Raw genomic sequence first — 20,306 nt, forward strand, 5'->3', positions numbered from 1 at the left:
GCATTGAAAGAAAGAAATTACTGCGTGTACAGATTGGCACGAGATGTGCAAGTACAGATCAATCAGCAATAATATTTCTTATGAAATCAGTAAAAAAACCCATCAAATTCATCCTTAGCTTCTTGGTCTATATACTATTCCTTAGCTTTCTTGGATGTCAAAAAAACGTACTAACCTTTAACCCTTTCGAGAAACAATCTCGATTTGCTAGAGGCAATTAGAAAGGAGCGGAATCATCAGAAGACTCATCATCGTTGGCCTTGGACTGAAAAGTCATGGTGCTCGGTGATGAATCAAAACTGGCAGCTCCATCCGAAGGAAATCCTCCGCCATAGTCTCCTCCCATCAGATTACCATCAAGGTTGGCAAACTTGGTAAAACGACCGATAAATTTCAGTTTTACATTCTCTAGTGAACCATTTCTGTGTTTGGCGATGATAACCTCTCCCGTGCCTGCGGTAGGTAATCCATCCTCATCCTCAGTGATATCGTAGTACTCCGGACGGTACAGGAACATCACCATATCAGCATCCTGCTCGATAGATCCAGATTCTCTCAGATCCGATAGCATTGGACGTTTATCTCCTCCTCTAGTCTCCACCGCTCTACTCAGCTGAGAGAGGGCAAGCACAGGTACATTCAATTCTTTAGCGATCCCTTTGAGTGCCCTAGAAATAGATGCTATCTCCTGTTCACGGTTACCTCCGCCACCACCACTCTTGGAGGTATCACCAGACATCAACTGCAAATAGTCAATCACCACGAGTTTGATATCATGCTGGGCTTTTAACCTTCTACATTTTGCCCTCAACTCCAATATACTAAGCCCCGGTGTATCATCGATAAATATAGGTGCCTCGGTCAGTTTAGCTGTTTTATGAACGAGTTGCTCCCACTCATGATCGGCGAGATTTCCTTTCTTAATTTTATCACTTTCGAGTTCTGCCTCAGCAGAGATGAGACGATTGACGAGCTGAATTGCCGACATCTCCAGTGAGAATATCGCTACAGCTTCACCAAAATCTACAGCAGCATTTCGCATACACGACACCACAAATGCGGTCTTGCCCATACCAGGACGTGCTGCGATAATCACCAAATCCGAAGGCTGCCACCCAGCCGTAACACGATCTAGATCAGACATTCCTGTAGGTACTCCCGTGAGTCCATCCTTCTGATCCTTTCGCGCTTCGATCTCGAGGATCGCATCATGCATCAACTGCTGCATGCCCGCATAGTTCTTTTTGATATGGGATTCTGAAATCTCAAATAAGGACTGCTCAGTCTTATCCAGCAGCTCAAATACATCCTGTGTATCCTCGAAAGCATCCGTCTGGATTTGAGAAGAAATCCGAATTAGCTCACGTTTGATGGATTGCTCGGTAATGATACGAGCATGATATTCGATATTCGCAGCAGAGTTGACTCTAGTAGTGAGTTCGGCCAATTGATAGGCTCCCCCTGCGATCTCCAAAGTTCCGTTTTTTCGGAGCTGTGCCGTGACTGTCATCAGATCTACAGGCTCAGACTTATTAAACAGCTGCACGATGGCTTCATAGATATGTGTATGCGCCTCTTTGTAGAAACTCTCAGGCTTGAGAATATCAATAACTGCCGTCAGCGCATCCTTCTCCAGCATGAGCGCACCCAGTACCGTCTCCTCTAAGTCAACAGCCTGTGGCGGCACCTTCCCTAACTGAACCGATAGTTCATGGATTCCATTTTTTGTACGCTTAGCACCACGACCTGTATTGCTTCTATTCCCTGTTGCAGCCTCTGACCCTTTTGTATCCATCGAATGAGATTTCACCTTTAATTTATGACGGGCAAACCTACACAAATGCTTGCTAGATATCTTTGACTTACTATGACGATTAATAACAATTTATCCACCTTAACGCCGTAATTTTACCTCATCATCAATATCTACTCGGACATCTAAACTGAATCGAAACTTATATTTGTACGCCTCAGTATTTGTCTTATTTTTGGATATCACAGAATTAGTAGCATGAACAGTAACTTCAACAACATACACATTATCGCGATTGGCGGAGCAGTCATGAGCAGCCTAGGCATAGCCTTGAAAAAATCAGGTGCGAAAGTCACAGGATCAGATGACAAAATCTATGACCCTGCGCTATCTAATCTTCAACAAAACAACCTCCTACCTGCTGAAGGATGGGATGAAGCCAACATCCACAAAGACCTGGATACTGTCATCGTCGGCATGCATGCCAAAGCAGACAATCCTGAACTCAAAAAGGCTCAGGATTTGGGACTCACCATACTATCCTACCCTGAGTTCATCAGATCACAAAGCGAACACAAACAGCGCATCGTGATCGCTGGCAGCCATGGAAAAACTACCATCACCGGGATGATTGTGCATGTACTCAACTACCTCAACAAGCCATGTGACTACCTCCTAGGTGCCAAAATCAAAGGCATAGACAATACCATACAACTATCCAATGCCCCGATTATCGTTATAGAAGGGGATGAATATTTCACATCTCCACTAGATCAGTCTCCAAAATTCTTAAAATATGATCATCATATCGCACTCATCAGTGGTACAGAATGGGATCATATCAATGTCTACCCTACAGCAGATAGCTACATCGAGCAGTTCGAACTACTCGCAGACAGCTCTCCTAAAGCTGGCTCACTACTGTACTGCGAGGATGATCGTATGGCGATGATCATTGGTAGCAAAGAAAGAGATGACGTTCGGGCGATTCCATACAAAACACCGAAATACAAAGTCAAAAATGGCCAATTCATTTTGGACGGTGAGCATCCGCTCAAAGTATTCGGAAAGCACAATATGCAAAACCTAGAAGGTGCAAGAAAGCTACTAGACTTGTTAGGCGTGACCGATCAGCAGTTCTATGAAGCGATTCAAAGCTACGAGGGAGCTGAGAAAAGAAACAATCTGGTCCAGGCCAACGACAGCTCTGCCATCTATTCGGATTTCGCGCATGCGCCATCCAAAGTAAAAGCGACTGTGCATGCAGTCAACGAATTACACCCCGATCGCAAACTCACCGCTTGTTTTGAGCTCCACACCTTTAGCAGTCTCAACAAAGAATATCTCCCCAACTACGCAGACAAGATGAAATATGCGGACACGGCCATCGTCTATTACAACAAAGCTACTTTGGAAGCAAAAGGAGACACAGTCTTAAGTACAGATGAACTCAAAGCCTTTTTCAACGAGAAAAATCTTTTGGTTTTCACAGATAGTGACGAACTAAAAAACTATCTAAACAAGCAAAACTGGAAGAATCATGACCTGCTCATGATGAGCTCTGGCAACTTCGGCGGCCTCAACTTATCCGAACTAGCAGACAACCTACTGAGCTAACCAACAGACAGCAATTATGAATTTAAAATTAAAGAACCCGTTGGCCATATTCGATCTGGAGACAACGGGCACCAGTGTTTCACAAGACCGCATCTTGGAGATATCAATTGTCAAGATCCTCCCAGACAATGAGCAAATCATCAAAACACTAAGAATCAATCCTGAAATCCCCATTCCTATAGAGTCCAGTTTGATACACGGCATCTACGACAAAGACGTCAAAGATGCACCAACTTTCAAATCAGTCGCCAAGGAGTTCGAAGCATTCCTAGCAGGAGCAGATTTAGGAGGCTTCAATTGCCTCAAATTTGACATACCACTTTTGGTCGAAGAGTTTTTGCGAGCGGGGGTGGATTTTGACACCTCAAACAGAAAGTTTGTGGATGCGCAAAAGATTTTTCATATGATGGAAAAGCGAACACTTAGCGCAGCCTACAAGTTCTACTGCGATCAAGAGCTAGAAGGCGCACATGGTGCAGAAGCGGACACACTCGCTACAGCAGCCGTCATCAAGGCACAAGTCGAACGATACAATGGGCAAGAGGTAGTAGATGCACTAGGTAAAAAACTCGGTATCGTTGAAAATAATATGGACAGTCTTCACAACATCACCGCGTCTAACATGGTGGATCTAGCAGGCCGTTTTGTATTCAACAATGACGGTGTAGAAGTGTTCAACTTTGGTAAACACCGCAATCGCCCCGTCGAAGAGGTACTACGTGCAGAATCAGGCTACTATGACTGGATGATGAAGGGCGACTTCCCTCAAGATACCAAACGAAAACTCACACAAATCAAACTGCGCGGTTTCAACGCGCGGTAAGATTCCCAAAAAGAGGGAAGTTGTTTTGAAACCACCTCCCTCTTTCTCATTATCGTCACACTCCGACAACTCCTATATCGCATCAGTGAATGACGATTGATAAGATGATACAAATCATGAATAAACGATAAAACTTCGCGTCCACAAAGTGGTGAGATAAGCGTGATTTGCTAACTTTATATCCGATTAGAAGCTCCTCATTTAGCTTCAGAAAACACAATAAATCCGAATTCACTTTGTCCCAATCACCACACTCAAAACATCCAAATCCAGCACACGGATACCTCACCCAATCATCACCTATACCCTCCCGCCCATGGAAGACATGATATTTTACGATAGGCTGCAATTTGCATTCACTATCACTTTTCACTACCTATTTCCTCAGTTGACCATGGGGCTATCTCTCATCATCGTCTACTTCAAGTGGCAGTATCTGCGTACCAAGACCGAACAATACAACGACGCAGCACGCTTCTTTATGAAAATCTTCGCCATCAATTTCACCATGGGAGTCGTAACAGGCATCCCGATGGAGTTTCAGTTCGGGACTAACTGGGCCAAGTTCTCCGAGCTGACTGGAGGCATCATCGGACAGACACTTGCTATGGAAGGAACTTTCTCCTTCTTCCTAGAATCTTCTTTTTTGGCATTATTCATTTTCGGAGAGAAACTGATGGGACAAAAACTACACTTACTGACAGGCTTTCTCGTCTTCTTAGGGTCTTGGGCAAGTGGCTACTTCATCCTTGCGACCAATGCATGGATGCAACACCCCGTAGGCTATGAGGTGCTCGCCAATGGCAAGTTCGTTCTTGAAAACTTCTCTGCACTGTTTAGCAATCCTTGGCTATTGCCAGCCTTTCTGCACAACCAGATGGCCTCTGTCGTGACCTCATCCTTCGTCGTAGCGAGTATCGGAGCATTCTACCTACTCAGTAAAACAGAAGAAGAATACGGCAAACTATTCCTCAAGACAGGCGTCATATTCGGACTGACATCAAGTCTGTTAGTCGCCTTTCCTACTGGCGACTGGAATGCCAAGAATGTCGTCAAATATCAACCCGCAGCCTTTGCTGCTATGGAAGGAATCTTCGAGACCGAAGAAGGTGGTGCGGAGATCGTTCTCATAGGTCAACCGAATATGGTAGAAAAGAAACTCGACAACAAAATAGCCGTCCCTAACATTCTCAGTTTCCTCACCTATCAAGAGTGGGACAAAGAGATCAAAGGCATGGAGGAGTTCGACAAGGAAGAACTCCCCGACAATATCCCCGCACTCTACTACTCCTACCATATGATGGTCGGACTGGGTACTATATTCATAGGTGTGATGGCTCTAGCCGCCTTTCTCCTATGGCGCAAAAAACTTTACAGTTTTGCACCGCTACTCTGGGTGATCATGTTCTTATTCCCTTTTCCATATATCGCCAATATCACTGGGTGGTACGTTGCAGAACTAGGTAGGCAACCCTATCTCGTCTACGGACTCTTACGAACCGTAGAGGGGATTTCTCCTACTGTATCCTCTGGCAACACGCTGTTTACCTTGCTAGGTTTTGTCGGGCTGTATATGCTGCTCGGTCTCCTATTTTTACTCCTCGTCGGAAAAGCGATCCACGCTGGTCCTAAACCTATAAAACACTAATCATGGAGATTTTCTGGTATATCATCATTGCGATCGTTCTTTCAATTTTTTTCATACTCGATGGGTATGATTTCGGGACGGGTATTATACATCTATTCTTTGCCAAAGAAGAAAAAGACAAGGTAGTAATAGCCAAAGCAGCGGGACTATTTTGGGATTCGAATGAGGTGTGGCTCGTCGCAGGAGGCGGACTGCTCTTCATGGCATTTCCTACATTCTATGCCTCGGTTTTCAGTGGTTTTTATTTACCGCTGATTCTCGTACTATGGTTCATTATCTTTCGAGCGATTGGGCTAGAACTGCGAGGGCAATTCGACTACCCGATATGGAAGAGCATCTGGGACAAATCCTTCGGGATATCGAGTCTACTCATGGCGCTGTTCTTCGGTGTAGGACTAGGTAATATCGTCCGTGGTGTCAACCTCGGCGGAGTAGAGAATGGCGTCTCGACCTACGAAGCACACTACTTTTTTCTCCCATTATGGAACAGCAGCTTTAGTCCCTCTGGTACACACCCTGGTGTGATCGACTGGTTCACTATTATCATCGGCATCATTGCTGTGGTCACGCTGGCGATACATGGTGCGAACTGGATACGTCTCAAGACCAACTCGTCTATCAACGAGAAACTCAAAAGCATCGTCTCACGCCTGACCTGGGTACTGATTGCACTCACCATATTCTCATTAGCAGTATGGCATGTCATCAACCCACGCCCCTTTGGCAACTTCGCTGACAACCCTATGTTTCTGATATTTCCACTACTGTATCTGGCAGGGATCGCAGGGCAATTCTTCGCTCCTACCTACTGGTGGAAATTCTGCAGCTCGTCGATGATCATCGTAGGGGGTATTACTTCCTCTTTGGCCTCTATATTTCCCGTGATCCTACCTTCTACCAATACACTCAATGACTCGCTCACCATCTACAACACGACTACTTCAGCCTATGGGCTATCAGTCGCCGCGGGCTGGATGATCATCGGGATCATCCTATTGGCCGTATACACCATCGTCCAAAAGAAACTACTGGGAGGAAAAATCGATGACATGGACTATGGACATTGATCACAAAGGAATCTACAAGCATTAGCCATCAGAGACCTATCCTTGACAGGTATCTGCCTACACCATTGCTTGCCATGTGTCACTTTCAACCTTATTACTTTCCAACTCTCCTATGACAGAGACCTCTATCTCACTACTCAGCATCATCTGTGGCATCATCGGCGCACATTCGCTGTGCTACTTAATGCCTCGCTACGACTTTGGACTGACGGGCAATAGCATCGCTGGGGTATTTGGCAGTATCTTCCTGATCAAGTCGCTGGGTAGACTGGGCTTTGACCCCTTATCGATCATGGCTAGCGGGACAGTTCATACGGGGCTATTGACACTCAATCTCGTGGTTTCTTTTTTAGGTGGATGCCTAGTCATAGTGATCGCTTTTGGGATCAAAAAAAAGATGAACCAGTAGGCAACCTAACCATCTAACGACATTATTATCAGAGTTAACCCTTAATCAACAAGGTTTGGTAACGATCGGTAGGACTTTGAAACTGCATAATATACTTTCCGTTGACCTGATACTGCAGACACTGGCTGATCTGAACCTGCACCCCTTCAGTAGTCTCTGATACTACACAAACTTGATTGCCGCTCAAAGAGAATACAGTCACATTCAACACCCACCAACAAATCCTTGCCAAGTAACACCTCCAGTGGTAGGATTAGGATAAATCAAATATGGACTACCTACATCCCTTCGATCAACTCTGACTACAGGACTATATTCAAAGACTCCATCATAATCCTCCTGTCTCAACCGAAAATAGACTCGTTCTGCGTGACTCTCGCATTCACACTGGTAGACTTACATGTGTGATATTGTTCCTTGTCCTGATACAAATCCTATATCACTGTAATTGCCCCCATCATAACTCATTTCGAAATCTCCAATACACGACAAAAGACAACCATACCCCTCCTACGAAAAATAATAGTCCCTTCATTCCCGTTACACCTTCCCCTTTCTATTCTACATTATAAATAATGTAAACAACTGTTAATGTCACAATGGACAACAATACGACTACCTTCTTATATCTTCGCGGCATGCCTACCGCTGCTGAATCAAAACTCATTGACGAATTAAACAATGGAGAAGTCCATGCACTCAACCAATTGTTTGACGAGCACTTTGCTGCTATGATACGCTGCGCTTATACCCTGACCAAAAACAAAGAAGTCTCCGAAGAGCTCACTCAGGATGTATTTATCTCCATCTGGAACAAACGAGGCAGCTTCCATATAGAAGGGAGTTTCAGACCCTATCTCGTCCAAGCGGTACGCTACCGCTGCTACACCTATTTCAAACGAGGCATGAACCAAGAAACCATAGAGATCGATCATCTAACTGATCCAGCTTCCAGCCACACAGCAGACATGGCCATACACTCATCCGATCTCAAGGAAGGCATAGCACTAGCTCTCTCCGCTCTACCAGACAAGACCAAAGCAGTCTTCCTGATGAGTCGAGAAGACGAGCTCTCCTATCAAGAGATCGCTCAGCACCTAGACATCTCCCTCAAAACGGTAGAATACCACATGGGCAAAGCCCTAAAAACACTCAAAAGGAACCTTACCAGCATGGGTTTTTTCACTCTATTATTTGCGATGCTATTCCTATAGTTTACTTATCAATGTCTTGAATCTTGCTTCTAGGCTCTTGGTTATAAAAATCTTGACTCTTTTTTCACCTTTTCACTAGGGTAGTCTCCTGATCAGGTTACTGATATATGAAAACCATATACTATTGACCCCATGCAGGATCATCATTGGCAACTGATCGCCAAACAACTTAAAGGAGAACTGACTCCCTCAGAACAACAAGAGTGGCAGGATTGGCTCGATAAAAGCGAGACCAACCAGACCCAATACGAACAAGCCAAAGTGCTATGGCAAACAAAGAGTGCGGATAGCAAGCTGAGAGATGCGGAGTTTCTACAGCACATCCAGTCTGACTCAGCGCAAGTCTGGCAGGGCATCCTATCTCAGATCGATACACCGCAGCGCCAGCACACAAGCTATGCATGGATCTACAAAGTGGCCGCTATGTTAGCAGTAACGCTAGGTCTGGCATGGACAGTTCTGCGGCATAACACAGACCTACTCACTGGCCAAACACACTTTGAGACGACTAATTTCACAGACTCCACTTACCTTCCTGACAGTACACATGTATGGCTCAACAAGCACACAACGATTTCTTATGGAGATTTCAGTGGAGAGACGAGAGAGGTTACCCTAGACGGAGAAGCTTTCTTTGAGGTCACTCGGGACGAACAAAAACCTTTCATTGTCAAGACCAACCACGCACAGATCCAAGTACTTGGCACTTCGTTTAATATCAACTCTCATGGAGACCTAAGGAATGAGAGTCTAACGGTGGCCAGCGGAAAAGTAGCCTACTCGACACTGAAGAAACCCGACCAAAGCATAGAGCTAGTCAAGAATGAACATGCAATCTTGACTTCTCATACACTTCTACCAGTCAAAACCAGTATGGACCCCAACTTCCTAGCCTGGAAATCTGGTATTCTTCTCTTCGAAAATAACGACCTAGACTATGTTCAAAAAATGCTTAGTGACTACTATGATCTAGAAATCATCATCACAGATGAAGACATATTAAGCAAAAGACTAACCGCAACCTTCGAAAGAATGACAGCCGAAGAATCCATACAAGTGATCTGCAATCTGTACGGTCTCCAAAAAACACAACAAAATAATACCATCACACTAGCCAAAAAATAACACTATCGCATGTTTTTCAAATCGAATAATCAATTAACACTATCCGTTAGAGTCATCAGTATGTGCTTATGCCTACTGGGTATGAGTCTAAGCCACATAGCCCTGAGCCAAGCAGATGATATAGGACAGCTTACTGTCTCTATAGACCGCTCACGCCAGACAGTAGGTACTGTACTACATGAGCTCATCGCAAACACGGACATGAATGTAGCCTACGAAGAAAGTACGCTGGACATGCAGCGTACTGTCAAGCTGTCCTATACAGAAAAACTGGATATAACTGAGGTCATGGATGCCATAGCTGATGCGACAGGTACAGACTATCAAATCGTCGGAAAACAAATTCTCATTCTGAAAAAAGAGAAGACGTCACGCACAGTTAATCCAACCAAATACACGCTAAGTGGACAAGTGTCCGACGCACAGACTGGAGAAGATCTAATAGGTGCGACCATACGGATCGTAGGACAAACCCTCGGTGTGGTGACCAACGTCTATGGCTTCTATTCACTGACTCTACCAGAGGGAACCTATCAGGTTAGTTGTAGTTTCGTGGGCTTCCAAGAACAGGTTGTCACCATTGATCTCTCCTCCAACCAAACGCAAAAATTCGAACTATCAGAGAATGAAGAAGTTTTGGAAGAGGTCGTCGTATTAGCCAGCAGAGAAGAGGATATCAATATCACCTCTACCGAAATGGGAGCTGATGAGGTGAGTATCGATGTGGCAAAAAAACTACCTGCGCTATTCGGTGAGGTAGACATCATCAAGACGATCCAACTACTCCCAGGTGTCAAAGTAGTCGGTGAAGGGGGGTCAGGCTTCTATGTACGAGGGGGCAATGTCGATCAAAACCTAGTCCTACTAGACGAGGCGCCTATCTACAACGCCTCGCACCTCTTGGGTTTCTTTTCGGCATTTAACCCTGAAGCGGTCAAGGACATGAAGCTCTATAAAGGAGCCATCCCCGCACAATACGGTGGGCGTCTGTCCTCTGTGCTAGACATTCGGATGAAAGATGGAAACTCAAAACGATGGACAGCAGCAGGAGGTATCGGCACCATGATGACTCGACTAGGTGTGGAAGGTCCTATTACACCTAAAGGCTCTATCATGGTCGCAGGCAGGAGATCCTACCTAGACACCTTTGCCAAAGTGTCCAATTGGGTACAAGGCAAGGAAATAAACAGTAGTCAGCAGTTCTATTTCTATGATCTCAACGCCAAAGCCAACTACCGTATCAATGACAACAACCGATTGTTTGCATCAGGTTATTTTGGTAGAGATGTCATCGCTACGGATATCGGTAGTGATATGAATATCAATGTAGACTGGGGAAACTCTACTGCCATGATGAGATGGAACCACCTCTTCAGTCCTCGGCTTTTTTCTAACTTGACCTACTACTATAGTAACTATGACTATGCCCTCAAGTTCGATCAAGAAGTCTCCGAGTTTCTATGGGATTCTGATTTGCAAGAACATAGTGTAAAATTGGACTTTGGCGCCTATCTAAACCCCAACAACACATTGAAATTTGGTATACAGACCATACAGCACGCCATCGCTCCAGGCAATATCGAAACCTACGAAGCAGATGGTACCAAAGACACGCACAATCTTCAAAAGAACAAGTCCTATGAGTCGGCAGCATATATCAGCAATGAACAGGTCGTCAGCAAAAAAATCAAACTGGACTATGGACTCAGACTCTCCAATTTTCAAAACGTAGGACCTCAGGAAGTCTATACCCTTGATGAAAACTACGAGATCTCGGATACGGTACAGCATAACAAAGGCGCCTACAACAGCTACTGGAACCTTGAGCCGCGGATAGCTGCTCGCTATCAAATCAACAGCTCTAGCTCGTTTAAGGCGAGCTACAACCGTACATCACAATATATACAGTTGGCCTCTAACGGTAACTTCTCCTCTCCCTTCGATATTTGGTTTTCGAGCACAGAGCAGATCAAACCACAGTTGGCAGACCAATTCTCCATAGGCTACTTCAAAAACTTCAAGCAAAACACCTACGAGGCATCCATCGAGGTATACTACAAAGACCTCCAAAACTCTATTGATTTTAAGGATCACGCAGAATTGCTCTTCAACGAAAACCTGGAAGGCGAACTCAGAGTTGGAGATGCGAGAGCCTATGGTGTAGAGTTTTTGCTCCGAAAAAATGTAGGCAAGTTGACTGGTTGGATAGGCTATACGCTATCCAAAGCGGAGAAGAAGATACCCACGATCAACGAGGGCAACTGGTACAATGCCAAATTTGACAAACCGCATGATCTCTCTATCGTAGGTGTGTACGATATCACGCCCTACATATCCATAGGTGGTAGCTTTGTCTACTCTACAGGGGGCGCAGTGACCTTCCCAACCGGTCGCTACTACTACGGTGGTGCTGCAGTACCTGTCTACTCCGAACGAAACGGTGAGCGTCTACCCGATTACCATAGATTGGATGCATCTGTGACTTTGAAGAGTAAAAAGAATGATAACAGACGGTTTCAATCAGAATGGGTATTTAGTGTCTACAACCTATACAATAGGAAAAATGCCTTCACGATCAGTTTCAAACAAGAAGCAGACAACCCTACCGTAACCTATGCAGAAAAGAGTGCCATATTCGGAATCATTCCTTCATTAACCTACAACGTTAGATTTTAATCCCATGAGCAATATCAAAAACACAATCATAGCACTAGCACTGGCATGTACCATGACGTCATGTTTCTACGACAGAATAGATTTAGACTTGAATGCGGAGAATCCCAAACTGGCCGTAGAGGCGTGGATCACAGACCTGGACGAACCACAGTACATAGAACTGAGCCGTACGGTCAACTACCTCGGTGAACAAGAGATAGATCATGTCACTGATGCCATAGTAACCCTAAATGATGAAGTAGAAGATATACAGCTGGTTCAGCAAGAAGATGGCAAATACTACCTATCCGAGGATTGGCAACCAAGACTAGGCAACTACTACACACTCACTATCCTCCTAGATGGAGAGACCTACACCGCGAGAGAACAGATGCGTGTATGCCCACAGATCGAAAACCCCTTTGCAGAAATAGTGGATTTCGAAAGCATATTTGATGACGAGACCTACGATGAGGATACTTATCGGATCACCTTCAGTTTCCAAGACTCTCTAGGCTTAGGTGACGGATACTACCTCGTAGATTATCTAAAGGGATCCCTTGCCGGAGACAGTATCAGCAATGGTGACACCACACATGATCGCTTTTTTGATGGAGAATATCAACTGGATGTGAGCGTCACTTCGTCAGATAGACCTTTCTTTCTTCATGATGAAGCTGTCCTTGAGATCTATTCCATTAGTAAGGAGGCAACCCTCTTTATTTACGACTTAGAGGCAGAAGCTTTCGGAGATGTCGATCCATTTGCAGGCCCTCCTGCCAACCTACGCACCAACATTAGCAATGGAGCTGTGGGTTATTTCATGATTGGAGGAGCTCACAGGGTAATTGTTCCCGTAGAGGAGTCTGAAGAAGACACTACTCTATAAAAAAAGACCTTAGCTGCTAGGTAAATAGCTAGCAGCTAAGGTCTTTACTAAACTACCATGGATCGATGCACCATGGTTTTAGACAGTTGTCTATTGTAAAAATCTAAATACCCCTTACTTATTATGCACATGCACATCCATTTGTGGGAATGGAATATTGAGTCCCTGTGCATTGAATGAATTGTAGACGTTTTCGTTCATTTCAAAAAAAACGTTCCAATAGTCACCTGACTCTACCCAGACACGCAGCTTCAGGTTGACCGAGCTATCGCCGAGTGAGTCCAGCATCACCTGCGGTGCAAGACCTTCTTCTTGGATAATACGGGTATCCGCATTCGCTAGCCCGAGGAGCACCTCACGGCCCTTGTCTACGCTATCACCATACCCTATCCCATAGGCAAAATCAATCCTACGACGAGGCTCAGTAGAGAAATTGGTCATCGAGCCAGTAGCTAGTCCACCGTTGGGGATGATGATCGTTTTATTATCTGGCGTCTTTAGGATGGTATTGAAGATCTGAATCTCCTTGACTGTACCCATGTAGCCTTGCGCATCGATAAAGTCTCCCACTCTATATGGTTTGAATAGCAAAATCATGACTCCCCCTGCAAAATTCTGCAAGGTACCCGACAGTGCCAGACCAATGGCAACACCCGCTGCACCTAACAGTGCAATGAAAGAAGTCATTTCCACTCCCACCATACCGAGCACACTGATAATCAGCATAATCCGTAAAACGATACGTAAAAAACTCTTGATAAAGGTTTTTAATGACGGATCCAAGTCACGCTTGTCCATGAGAGAGGATAAAGCAGACACTAGAGCTTTGATCACCCATGATCCGATGATCAATACAAGAATAGCACCCACTAACTTAGGCGCATAATTCACACCTAATTCGTATAGTTGTGAAATGGATTTTTCTACATCCATATTTTCAATATCCATATTGTAGATTGTTTTGGTTCAAAAAAAAGAGACTCCTAAGAGCCTCTGTAATTTCTACCTTTTTTCGATCACTGGCAAAATCAATCCGCCAATATCTGAACCGTTCGTTGTTTCATGGTTTCCAAATCCGAATAGCCCATAGTCACGGCGATATATTCTTCTCCTTTTTGGATCACGATGGCAGGAAAGCCACGCACCCCCAACTGCTGTGAGCGGATAAAATCCTGATAAACCAGTCGCTTGTACCCCTCTGATTCAAACAGTGGCTCAAATGCCAAGTAGTCTATTTCTAGTTCGGTACAGGCGCGTTCCAAAACCACTGGATCCAGTATATTTTGGTTCTCAGCGTAGAACATCTCCTGTAGTAACTTATAAAACTCCCACTCCTTGTCTGGTGCGATATCTCGCACCACTCTCACTGCACGAGCGGGAGGCTCTGTATCATACTCAAAAGCATCCCTCTCGAAAAAACTATAATCAAAAGGCTGACCGGAGGCTTCATGTACATGCTCCCAGTGTGTACGGAGCATGTTTCTAAACTCCTCATTCCACTCTTCTCCACCACCTGGACGCAAACCTCCCAAGACCAACTCGAACGACAGTTTATCGCTAAACTCCTCTATCAGAGCATCCAAATGATTGGCTACACCCCAACACCACGAACACATCGGGTCGCCAAAATATAACAGTTTGGGCTTATCTATTGGGTTTTGAATTATAGTAGCTGATGGGTTTGTTGTTTGAGAAGGCACCTCGCAGACACCATCTTCACACTTCAATTCACTCATTATTCCTCCTTTTTTAGATTTAATCAATTCAAACCATGAATTGTTCCTTGCGCTTGTAATAATTTAGCTAACACAACAACTAAACGTAAAAAACGCATAGATGTCCATTCTTCAGACAAAAAATCTCACAAAACATTTTGGTTCTAGAACTGCGGTCAACCAACTGAGCCTAGAGATCAGTTCCGGACAGGTGTTCGGTCTGCTCGGCCCCAACGGCAGTGGCAAGACTACTACCTTAGCGATGATCCTAGGCGTACTCCAACCCAGCGCAGGCGAGTTCTCTTGGTTTGGCCAGCAACCCAGCGCTACATCTAGACAAAAGATAGGCGCTATCCTAGAACAACCCAGTTTCTACCCCTATCTCACAGCGGTGGAGAACCTAAAAGCTGTCGCTCAAATCAAAAACTGTAGCGATGACCGTATCAACATCGTTCTAGAAACCGTCGGACTTCTCCCGCGAAAGCACGACAAATTCCAGACCTACTCGCTCGGGATGAAGCAACGCCTCGCTATCGCGTCGGCACTCCTCGCAGACCCAGAAGTCCTTATCCTCGACGAACCGACCAATGGTCTCGACCCAGCGGGCATCGTAGAGATTCGTGAGATTATCCAAAAAATCGCCGACTCAGGCAAGACCATCGTCCTAGCCAGCCACTTGCTCTCTGAGGTACAAAAGGTCTGTAGTCATTTTGGGATACTCAAAGAAGGTAAACTCCTCCACCAAGGCAGCATACAGCAGATCGAAGGAGAGAAAATCACCATAGAGGTAGGTGCTGACGATATGACACAACTCGAAGAGGTACTCCGCAACATCAAAGGTGTCCTGGCAATCAATCGTGACGGCTCGTTCTACCGACTAGAAGTCGAGCATGAGGTCTCTACCAGCTATATTATGCAGCACCTGCAGGAGCACCACATCACGCCCACACACATCCTGCGCAAACAAGGAAACCTAGAACAAGAATTTTTAAAAATACTCGCCAGTCATGCTTAATCTCATCAAACTCGAATGGATCAAAAACAAATCCAACATGACCTTTTGGATACTGCTACTGATCTACATAGGTGCTACCTACGTCATACTATCTACAGGATCCATCCTGATGAATGCTAGTTATGAGTTCACTTCCAATCAGGAGATTCAGGATTTTCCGCAGATCACGATCTATGAGTTCCCTGGCATCTGGCACAACATGAGCTATATTGGGTCATTTGTACGTCTGCTACTCGCCGTTATTATCATCTTTAATATTAGCAACGAAGTGACGTTTCGTACCCTGCGCCAAAACATCATTGATGGGTTGAGCCCAGCACGTTTTCTAGTATCCAAACTCATCCTGATCACTGCCCTCGCGACGATAGCTACTATCGCACTATTCCTGATTAGTCTATATTTTGGATTCCAATACTCTGAGAACCAGACCGAGCTTATTTTTTCTAAACTCAGTTTTGTGGGGGCATACTTCATCGAGATTTTCGGTTACTTGTGCTTTGCGATGGCTGCTTCTTTTTGGATCAAAAAATCAGTCATGAGCGTCATGTTTGTCTTGGCTTACAGCATCATTTTCGAACCGTTCTTTGGCTGGGTATTTCTAGATGGAGAGGGGCTATTGATACAGCTGCTCCCTATTAATGCACTGGATAACCTGATCCAAAGCCCTATCAACCTGCTCAACCCAGAAGAAGTCCAAACCTATATCAGTATGACAGAATTGAACTATGCTGTAGCGTGGATTTTAGCATTCATTGGTATTTCATACTTATTGCTCACCAAAAGAGACTGGTAACATTTAGGAACGGTTCTTACGTTTAAACTCACATAATAAAAACACATTATCATGAAACATATACTCACTACCCTCCTGTGTCTCAGCATCGGGCTGATGGCTCAGGCACAAACCGAATCAATCATACAGGTAACAGGTCAATCAGAAGTAGCGACCAATCCGCAAATAGCCGTGTTCACCTACCGAATCTCTGCCAATGAAAAGAACTATGACACTGCTGTAGAAACCATGAATACGAGAGTCAACAGTCTCATCGGTCAACTCAAAAAATCGGGCTTTAAAGAAGAGGAAATCAAAACGTCACAGTTCAACATCCGAGAAAGCAAAATCTACAACCAAGGAAAAGTCAGTGGTGAAGAATACATCGCGAGTCAAACCCTAGTTGTCAAATTCGCCTATGATGTCAAAAAACTTCTGAATGTGCTCAACACCACGACAGCAAAAGCGTCTGCACCAAACCTCTCGATTTCCTTCGAGTTATCAGAGGCACAAAAAGAACTCACCAGAACCGTACTCCTCAAAGCAGCAATGAAAGACGCACTCGAACAAGCGGAAATACTGTCTCTACAAGCAGGCTATGAAATCAAAGGGGTAAAGGAGATCAGTCATTATGCAAACAATGCACAACCCATGGCCAAAACAATGGAGTTTGATATGGTGAGAAGCATGGCAGACAGCAACACCTCCAGCTACCAACCCTCAGACATGGTGGTCACAGATCAAGTCTCCGTTACTTACATTATCGTAAAGAAGTCTTAAATCTGAATTCTATGATTCTATAGCATCACTTGGGATCATCCAGTATCCGTACTACTACATTGTTGGTGACCGGATAACTGACACAAGATAAGATCATGTTTTGGGCGACTTCTGACTCGTCTAGGACATGATCTTTTGGCATATACACTTCGCCAGATTCACATACTGCCTTGCAGCCCCCGCAGATACCATCTTTGCAGACATAGGGCAGATCCAGCCCCTCATCCAATGCTGCATTTAAGATACTTCGGTTGGCTTTTACCGTAATCATATTCGTGGCACCTCCATGAATCAGTCGAATATCTCGATTCTGAACCAAAGCCCCCTTAGCCCGTACCTCATGTATGGATACCTGCTGGCTATAGCGTTCAATAAAAATATTAGAACGAGGCACTCCAGACATGAGCAAACCTGCCTCTGCTTCTATCATCATACCAGAGGGGCCGCAGATATAACAATAGGTATGTCCAAAAGGGAATTTAGGGACAAGTTTTAGCAACTCAGGGACTTGCCCTCGTTCTACTCGGCCCTTTCGATAGGACTGCTTTGTCCCAGGATCTTCCAGAATATGTACCAGATTCAATCGATCCTTAAAATCAAACTTGAGATCCTTCAGTTCCTCATTGTAGATAATAGACTCTTCGTCGCGATTACCATAAAACAACGAGACAATACTCTTTGGTTCCAGATTTAAAACAGTCTTTAGAATAGACATGAGTGGTGCGATTCCACTCCCCCCTCCAAACAAAAGTATATGGCGTTTGTTCTCAGGATCAGGAGTAACAGTGAATTCTCCCTGCGGATGCAGCACTTTGATCCTATTTCCTACCTTGACCGTCTCAAACAATTGGCTAGACACATCTCCATCGTTCAACCTCTTGACCGTGATACTCAATTCTTCCTCTATACCTGGAGCACTATTGAGAGAAAAACACCTGCGCTCCATCTGACCACCTATTTCCACTAGAGCAGTCAAGTACTGTCCTGCCGAATACTTCAGCTTCCAGAACAGCGGTTGTTTGAAAAAAACAGTTATTGCATCATGGGTCTCTTGTACCACACGTTCCACTTTCAACTTTGATATCTTCTCCATTTCTTTCTATATAAAAAGATCGATTCCTACACTAAGGATAATCATTTATCATTAGAATAAGAACCGATCCTCACCTTCATTGGTGAATTTCCCTCATGTCATTTGAACAAATCTTACACTTGCATAAAGGCCAACATGACAACTGTGTAAGCTATTAACATGATAACAATTTTAGTTTTGGCTTTATCCATAATGAAAAGTTTAAGTGAATAGTTCGGTATACTTTAATGACTTTTTCGATCATCTATTGAATACAAAGGTAACCGTGGGCAGGTCTGGAAAGAAGAGATATAAACAGACAACAGCCTGCTTTTTGTCATAAAATAAAATTCCTCAAAAACCAGCGCTGAATTGCACCACGAATTACGAATTCTCCCAAAACAAAGGGACAATTCATCAACCTCACTAAACTGCACCAAAACACCTTTGGGCTTTTAGCTCATTGCCTTGATACTCTATCAAAAAGCCCTATCTTTGCAGCACTTATCAAGAAAGATCGAGGGACTGGGCCCGAAGACATCTTGGCAACATATCCATAGCCGCAATATTGGATGTTGTGCCAACTCCCATTCTAGATGCGAATATCTGGATATAAGATAGGTATTCATCGAACGATATTTTTCTAGGTAAGTAGTTGATTAAACTATAGATATGAACATTAGAGATATTCTCAAGAGCAGAATATTGATATTGGATGGAGCCATGGGGACCATGATTCAGCGGTATCAATTGGAAGAAAAAGACTTCAGAAACGAAGAACTAAAAGATCATCCCGTCCCTCTCAAAGGCAACAATGATTTGCTATCCATCACCCGGCCAGACATCATCAAAGCCATCTGCTCTGCCTATCTCGAAGCTGGTGCAGACATCATAGAGACCAACACCTTTGGGAGTACATGGGTGGCACAGGCTGATTATCAGCTAGAAGACTGGGTCTACCGTATCAACTACGAATCTGCCAAAATCGCCAAAGAAGTAACCGATGAATTCACAGCCAAAGACCCCAGCAAACCACGCTTTGTCGTAGGATCTATGGGACCTACCAACCGGCTGGCATCTATGTCTCCAGACGTAAATAATCCAGGGTTTAGAGCCATCACTTACGATCAATTGTTGGAGGCATTTACCGAGCAGGCCAAGGCTCTACTTGACGGAGGTGCAGACCTCCTACTCGTGGAAACCATCACCGACACCCTCAACTCCAAAGCAGCACTGATGGCTATCGACCGCATAGCCGAAGCGCGCGGCATCAAGATACCGATCATGGTATCAGGTACAATCACTGATGCAAGTGGTAGAATCCTATCAGGCCAAAACACAGAGGCCTTTTTGATCTCTGTATCACACTTAGACCTCCTCAGTGTAGGTCTCAACTGTGCACTCGGTGCGAGAGAATTGAAACCTTACCTCAGTACGCTATCAAGTAAGTCAACCTTCAACATCAGCGCACACCCTAACGCCGGACTACCCAACGAGTTTGGAGAGTATGATGAAACGCCTGAGGACATGGTCGATCAGATCAAAGAGTTCCTCGACGATGGACTGATCAACATCATCGGAGGCTGCTGTGGCACGACTCCTGAGCACATCAAGGCCATCGCAGAACTGGCTGCTAAATATGAACCGAGACTACTAACTCAGTGATAACCCAGCTCTTTAGTCAAAACCTAGAGCCGTTTCAAAAAAAAGAATAAATCCATGGCATTGGGGACACCCAAAGACCATCGACTA

General features: G+C 44.6%; 17 protein-coding genes and 1 riboswitch. Of the genes, 13 read left to right on the forward strand and 4 right to left on the reverse strand.

Annotated elements, in window-relative coordinates; translation table 11 throughout:
- Positions 1-217: 217 nt before the first annotated feature.
- Positions 218-1,795: a replicative DNA helicase gene (gene dnaB / locus BUB99_RS02795; protein ID WP_073119236.1), complete on the reverse strand. Its 1,578-nt coding sequence runs from the start codon at positions 1,793-1,795 to the stop codon at positions 218-220.
- Between the two features lie 216 nt (positions 1,796-2,011).
- On the opposite strand from dnaB, the gene BUB99_RS02800 reads away from it, so the two are divergent.
- From BUB99_RS02800 to BUB99_RS02840, 9 genes are all read left to right on the forward strand, one after another.
- A complete protein-coding gene (locus BUB99_RS02800; RefSeq protein ID WP_073119238.1) occupies positions 2,012-3,370 on the forward strand; it encodes a UDP-N-acetylmuramate--L-alanine ligase in 1,359 nt (452 codons plus the stop codon).
- A gap of 16 nt (positions 3,371-3,386) precedes the next feature.
- Positions 3,387-4,193 carry a 3'-5' exonuclease gene (locus tag BUB99_RS02805; RefSeq protein WP_073119240.1) on the forward strand — a complete coding sequence of 269 codons (807 nt, stop codon included), beginning with the start codon at positions 3,387-3,389 and terminating at the stop codon, positions 4,191-4,193.
- 316 nt (positions 4,194-4,509) lie between these two features.
- Positions 4,510-5,841 (forward strand): cytochrome ubiquinol oxidase subunit I, encoded by a 1,332-nt coding sequence (locus tag BUB99_RS02810; protein WP_073119241.1) that lies wholly within the window; start codon positions 4,510-4,512, stop codon positions 5,839-5,841.
- 2 nt (positions 5,842-5,843) lie between these two features.
- On the forward strand, positions 5,844-6,908 hold the full coding sequence (gene cydB / locus BUB99_RS02815; protein WP_073119243.1) for a cytochrome d ubiquinol oxidase subunit II: 1,065 nt from the start codon (positions 5,844-5,846) through the stop codon (positions 6,906-6,908).
- 112 nt (positions 6,909-7,020) lie between these two features.
- Entirely contained in the window at positions 7,021-7,317 is a 297-nt protein-coding gene (locus tag BUB99_RS02820) for a hypothetical protein (protein ID WP_073119245.1), read from the forward strand.
- Positions 7,318-7,916: 599 nt separating this feature from the next.
- The gene (locus BUB99_RS02825; RefSeq protein WP_084190311.1) at positions 7,917-8,531 is read left to right on the forward strand and encodes an RNA polymerase sigma-70 factor; all 615 of its coding nucleotides are present in this window, start codon (positions 7,917-7,919) and stop codon (positions 8,529-8,531) included.
- A gap of 132 nt (positions 8,532-8,663) precedes the next feature.
- Complete coding sequence (locus BUB99_RS02830) at positions 8,664-9,656, forward strand: FecR family protein (RefSeq protein ID WP_073119249.1); 993 nt, start codon at positions 8,664-8,666, stop codon at positions 9,654-9,656.
- An 81-nt stretch (positions 9,657-9,737) separates the two neighbouring features.
- Complete coding sequence (locus BUB99_RS02835; RefSeq protein WP_245816783.1) at positions 9,738-12,332, forward strand: TonB-dependent receptor; 2,595 nt, start codon at positions 9,738-9,740, stop codon at positions 12,330-12,332.
- Positions 12,333-12,336: 4 nt separating this feature from the next.
- The gene (locus tag BUB99_RS02840; RefSeq protein ID WP_073119251.1) at positions 12,337-13,200 is read left to right on the forward strand and encodes a DUF4249 domain-containing protein; all 864 of its coding nucleotides are present in this window, start codon (positions 12,337-12,339) and stop codon (positions 13,198-13,200) included.
- A 114-nt stretch (positions 13,201-13,314) separates the two neighbouring features.
- Here BUB99_RS02840 and BUB99_RS02845 read toward each other — a convergent pair whose 3' ends face one another.
- Together BUB99_RS02845 and BUB99_RS02850 are read right to left on the reverse strand one after the other, a co-directional pair.
- Positions 13,315-14,148 carry a mechanosensitive ion channel family protein gene (locus tag BUB99_RS02845; RefSeq protein WP_084190312.1) on the reverse strand — a complete coding sequence of 278 codons (834 nt, stop codon included), beginning with the start codon at positions 14,146-14,148 and terminating at the stop codon, positions 13,315-13,317.
- An 80-nt stretch (positions 14,149-14,228) separates the two neighbouring features.
- On the reverse strand, positions 14,229-14,936 hold the full coding sequence (locus BUB99_RS02850; RefSeq protein WP_084190313.1) for a DsbA family protein: 708 nt from the start codon (positions 14,934-14,936) through the stop codon (positions 14,229-14,231).
- 100 nt (positions 14,937-15,036) lie between these two features.
- On the opposite strand from BUB99_RS02850, the gene BUB99_RS02855 reads away from it, so the two are divergent.
- From BUB99_RS02855 to BUB99_RS02865, 3 genes are read left to right on the forward strand one after another with little or no spacing between them, the layout of a single operon-like run.
- Positions 15,037-15,930, forward strand: a complete 894-nt coding sequence (locus BUB99_RS02855; RefSeq protein ID WP_073119252.1) for an ABC transporter ATP-binding protein — start codon at positions 15,037-15,039, stop codon at positions 15,928-15,930.
- On the forward strand, positions 15,923-16,723 hold the full coding sequence (locus BUB99_RS02860) for an ABC transporter permease subunit (RefSeq protein WP_073119254.1): 801 nt from the start codon (positions 15,923-15,925) through the stop codon (positions 16,721-16,723). The genes BUB99_RS02855 and BUB99_RS02860 overlap by 8 nt, the downstream gene beginning before the upstream one ends.
- 51 nt (positions 16,724-16,774) lie before the next feature.
- On the forward strand, positions 16,775-17,482 hold the full coding sequence (locus tag BUB99_RS02865; RefSeq protein ID WP_073119256.1) for an SIMPL domain-containing protein: 708 nt from the start codon (positions 16,775-16,777) through the stop codon (positions 17,480-17,482).
- Positions 17,483-17,507: 25 nt separating this feature from the next.
- Here the strand turns inward: BUB99_RS02865 and BUB99_RS02870 are convergent, their stop codons facing one another.
- Positions 17,508-18,575: a ferredoxin--NADP reductase gene (locus BUB99_RS02870; RefSeq protein ID WP_073119257.1), complete on the reverse strand. Its 1,068-nt coding sequence runs from the start codon at positions 18,573-18,575 to the stop codon at positions 17,508-17,510.
- A 480-nt stretch (positions 18,576-19,055) separates the two neighbouring features.
- Positions 19,056-19,178, forward strand: a riboswitch (SAM riboswitch).
- Positions 19,179-19,226: 48 nt separating this feature from the next.
- On the opposite strand from BUB99_RS02870, the gene BUB99_RS02875 reads away from it, so the two are divergent.
- Positions 19,227-20,219, forward strand: a complete 993-nt coding sequence (locus tag BUB99_RS02875) for a homocysteine S-methyltransferase family protein (protein ID WP_073119259.1) — start codon at positions 19,227-19,229, stop codon at positions 20,217-20,219.
- Positions 20,220-20,306 lie beyond the last annotated feature (87 nt).

This window comes from Reichenbachiella agariperforans (genome assembly GCF_900142205.1).
GTDB classification, from domain to species: Bacteria; Bacteroidota; Bacteroidia; order Cytophagales; family Cyclobacteriaceae; genus Reichenbachiella; species Reichenbachiella agariperforans.

Excerpts from the sequence above, each read along its gene's own strand:
- BUB99_RS02805 (WP_073119240.1), top strand. The coding sequence starts at position 3,387 with ATGAATTTAAAATTAAAGAACCCGTTGGCCATATTCGATCTGGAGACA.
- BUB99_RS02855 (WP_073119252.1), top strand. The coding sequence starts at position 15,037 with ATGTCCATTCTTCAGACAAAAAATCTCACAAAACATTTTGGTTCTAGA.
- BUB99_RS02865 (WP_073119256.1), top strand. The coding sequence starts at position 16,775 with ATGAAACATATACTCACTACCCTCCTGTGTCTCAGCATCGGGCTGATG.
- BUB99_RS02800 (WP_073119238.1), top strand. The coding sequence starts at position 2,012 with ATGAACAGTAACTTCAACAACATACACATTATCGCGATTGGCGGAGCA.
- BUB99_RS02860 (WP_073119254.1), top strand. The coding sequence starts at position 15,923 with ATGCTTAATCTCATCAAACTCGAATGGATCAAAAACAAATCCAACATG.
- dnaB (WP_073119236.1), bottom strand. The coding sequence starts at position 1,795 with ATGGATACAAAAGGGTCAGAGGCTGCAACAGGGAATAGAAGCAATACA.
- BUB99_RS02870 (WP_073119257.1), bottom strand. The coding sequence starts at position 18,575 with ATGGAGAAGATATCAAAGTTGAAAGTGGAACGTGTGGTACAAGAGACC.
- BUB99_RS02825 (WP_084190311.1), top strand. The coding sequence starts at position 7,917 with ATGGACAACAATACGACTACCTTCTTATATCTTCGCGGCATGCCTACC.
- BUB99_RS02830 (WP_073119249.1), top strand. The coding sequence starts at position 8,664 with ATGCAGGATCATCATTGGCAACTGATCGCCAAACAACTTAAAGGAGAA.
- BUB99_RS02820 (WP_073119245.1), top strand. The coding sequence starts at position 7,021 with ATGACAGAGACCTCTATCTCACTACTCAGCATCATCTGTGGCATCATC.
- BUB99_RS02840 (WP_073119251.1), top strand. The coding sequence starts at position 12,337 with ATGAGCAATATCAAAAACACAATCATAGCACTAGCACTGGCATGTACC.
- BUB99_RS02810 (WP_073119241.1), top strand. The coding sequence starts at position 4,510 with ATGGAAGACATGATATTTTACGATAGGCTGCAATTTGCATTCACTATC.
- BUB99_RS02835 (WP_245816783.1), top strand. The coding sequence starts at position 9,738 with ATGAGTCTAAGCCACATAGCCCTGAGCCAAGCAGATGATATAGGACAG.
- BUB99_RS02850 (WP_084190313.1), bottom strand. The coding sequence starts at position 14,936 with ATGAGTGAATTGAAGTGTGAAGATGGTGTCTGCGAGGTGCCTTCTCAA.
- cydB (WP_073119243.1), top strand. The coding sequence starts at position 5,844 with ATGGAGATTTTCTGGTATATCATCATTGCGATCGTTCTTTCAATTTTT.
- BUB99_RS02875 (WP_073119259.1), top strand. The coding sequence starts at position 19,227 with ATGAACATTAGAGATATTCTCAAGAGCAGAATATTGATATTGGATGGA.
- BUB99_RS02845 (WP_084190312.1), bottom strand. The coding sequence starts at position 14,148 with ATGGATATTGAAAATATGGATGTAGAAAAATCCATTTCACAACTATAC.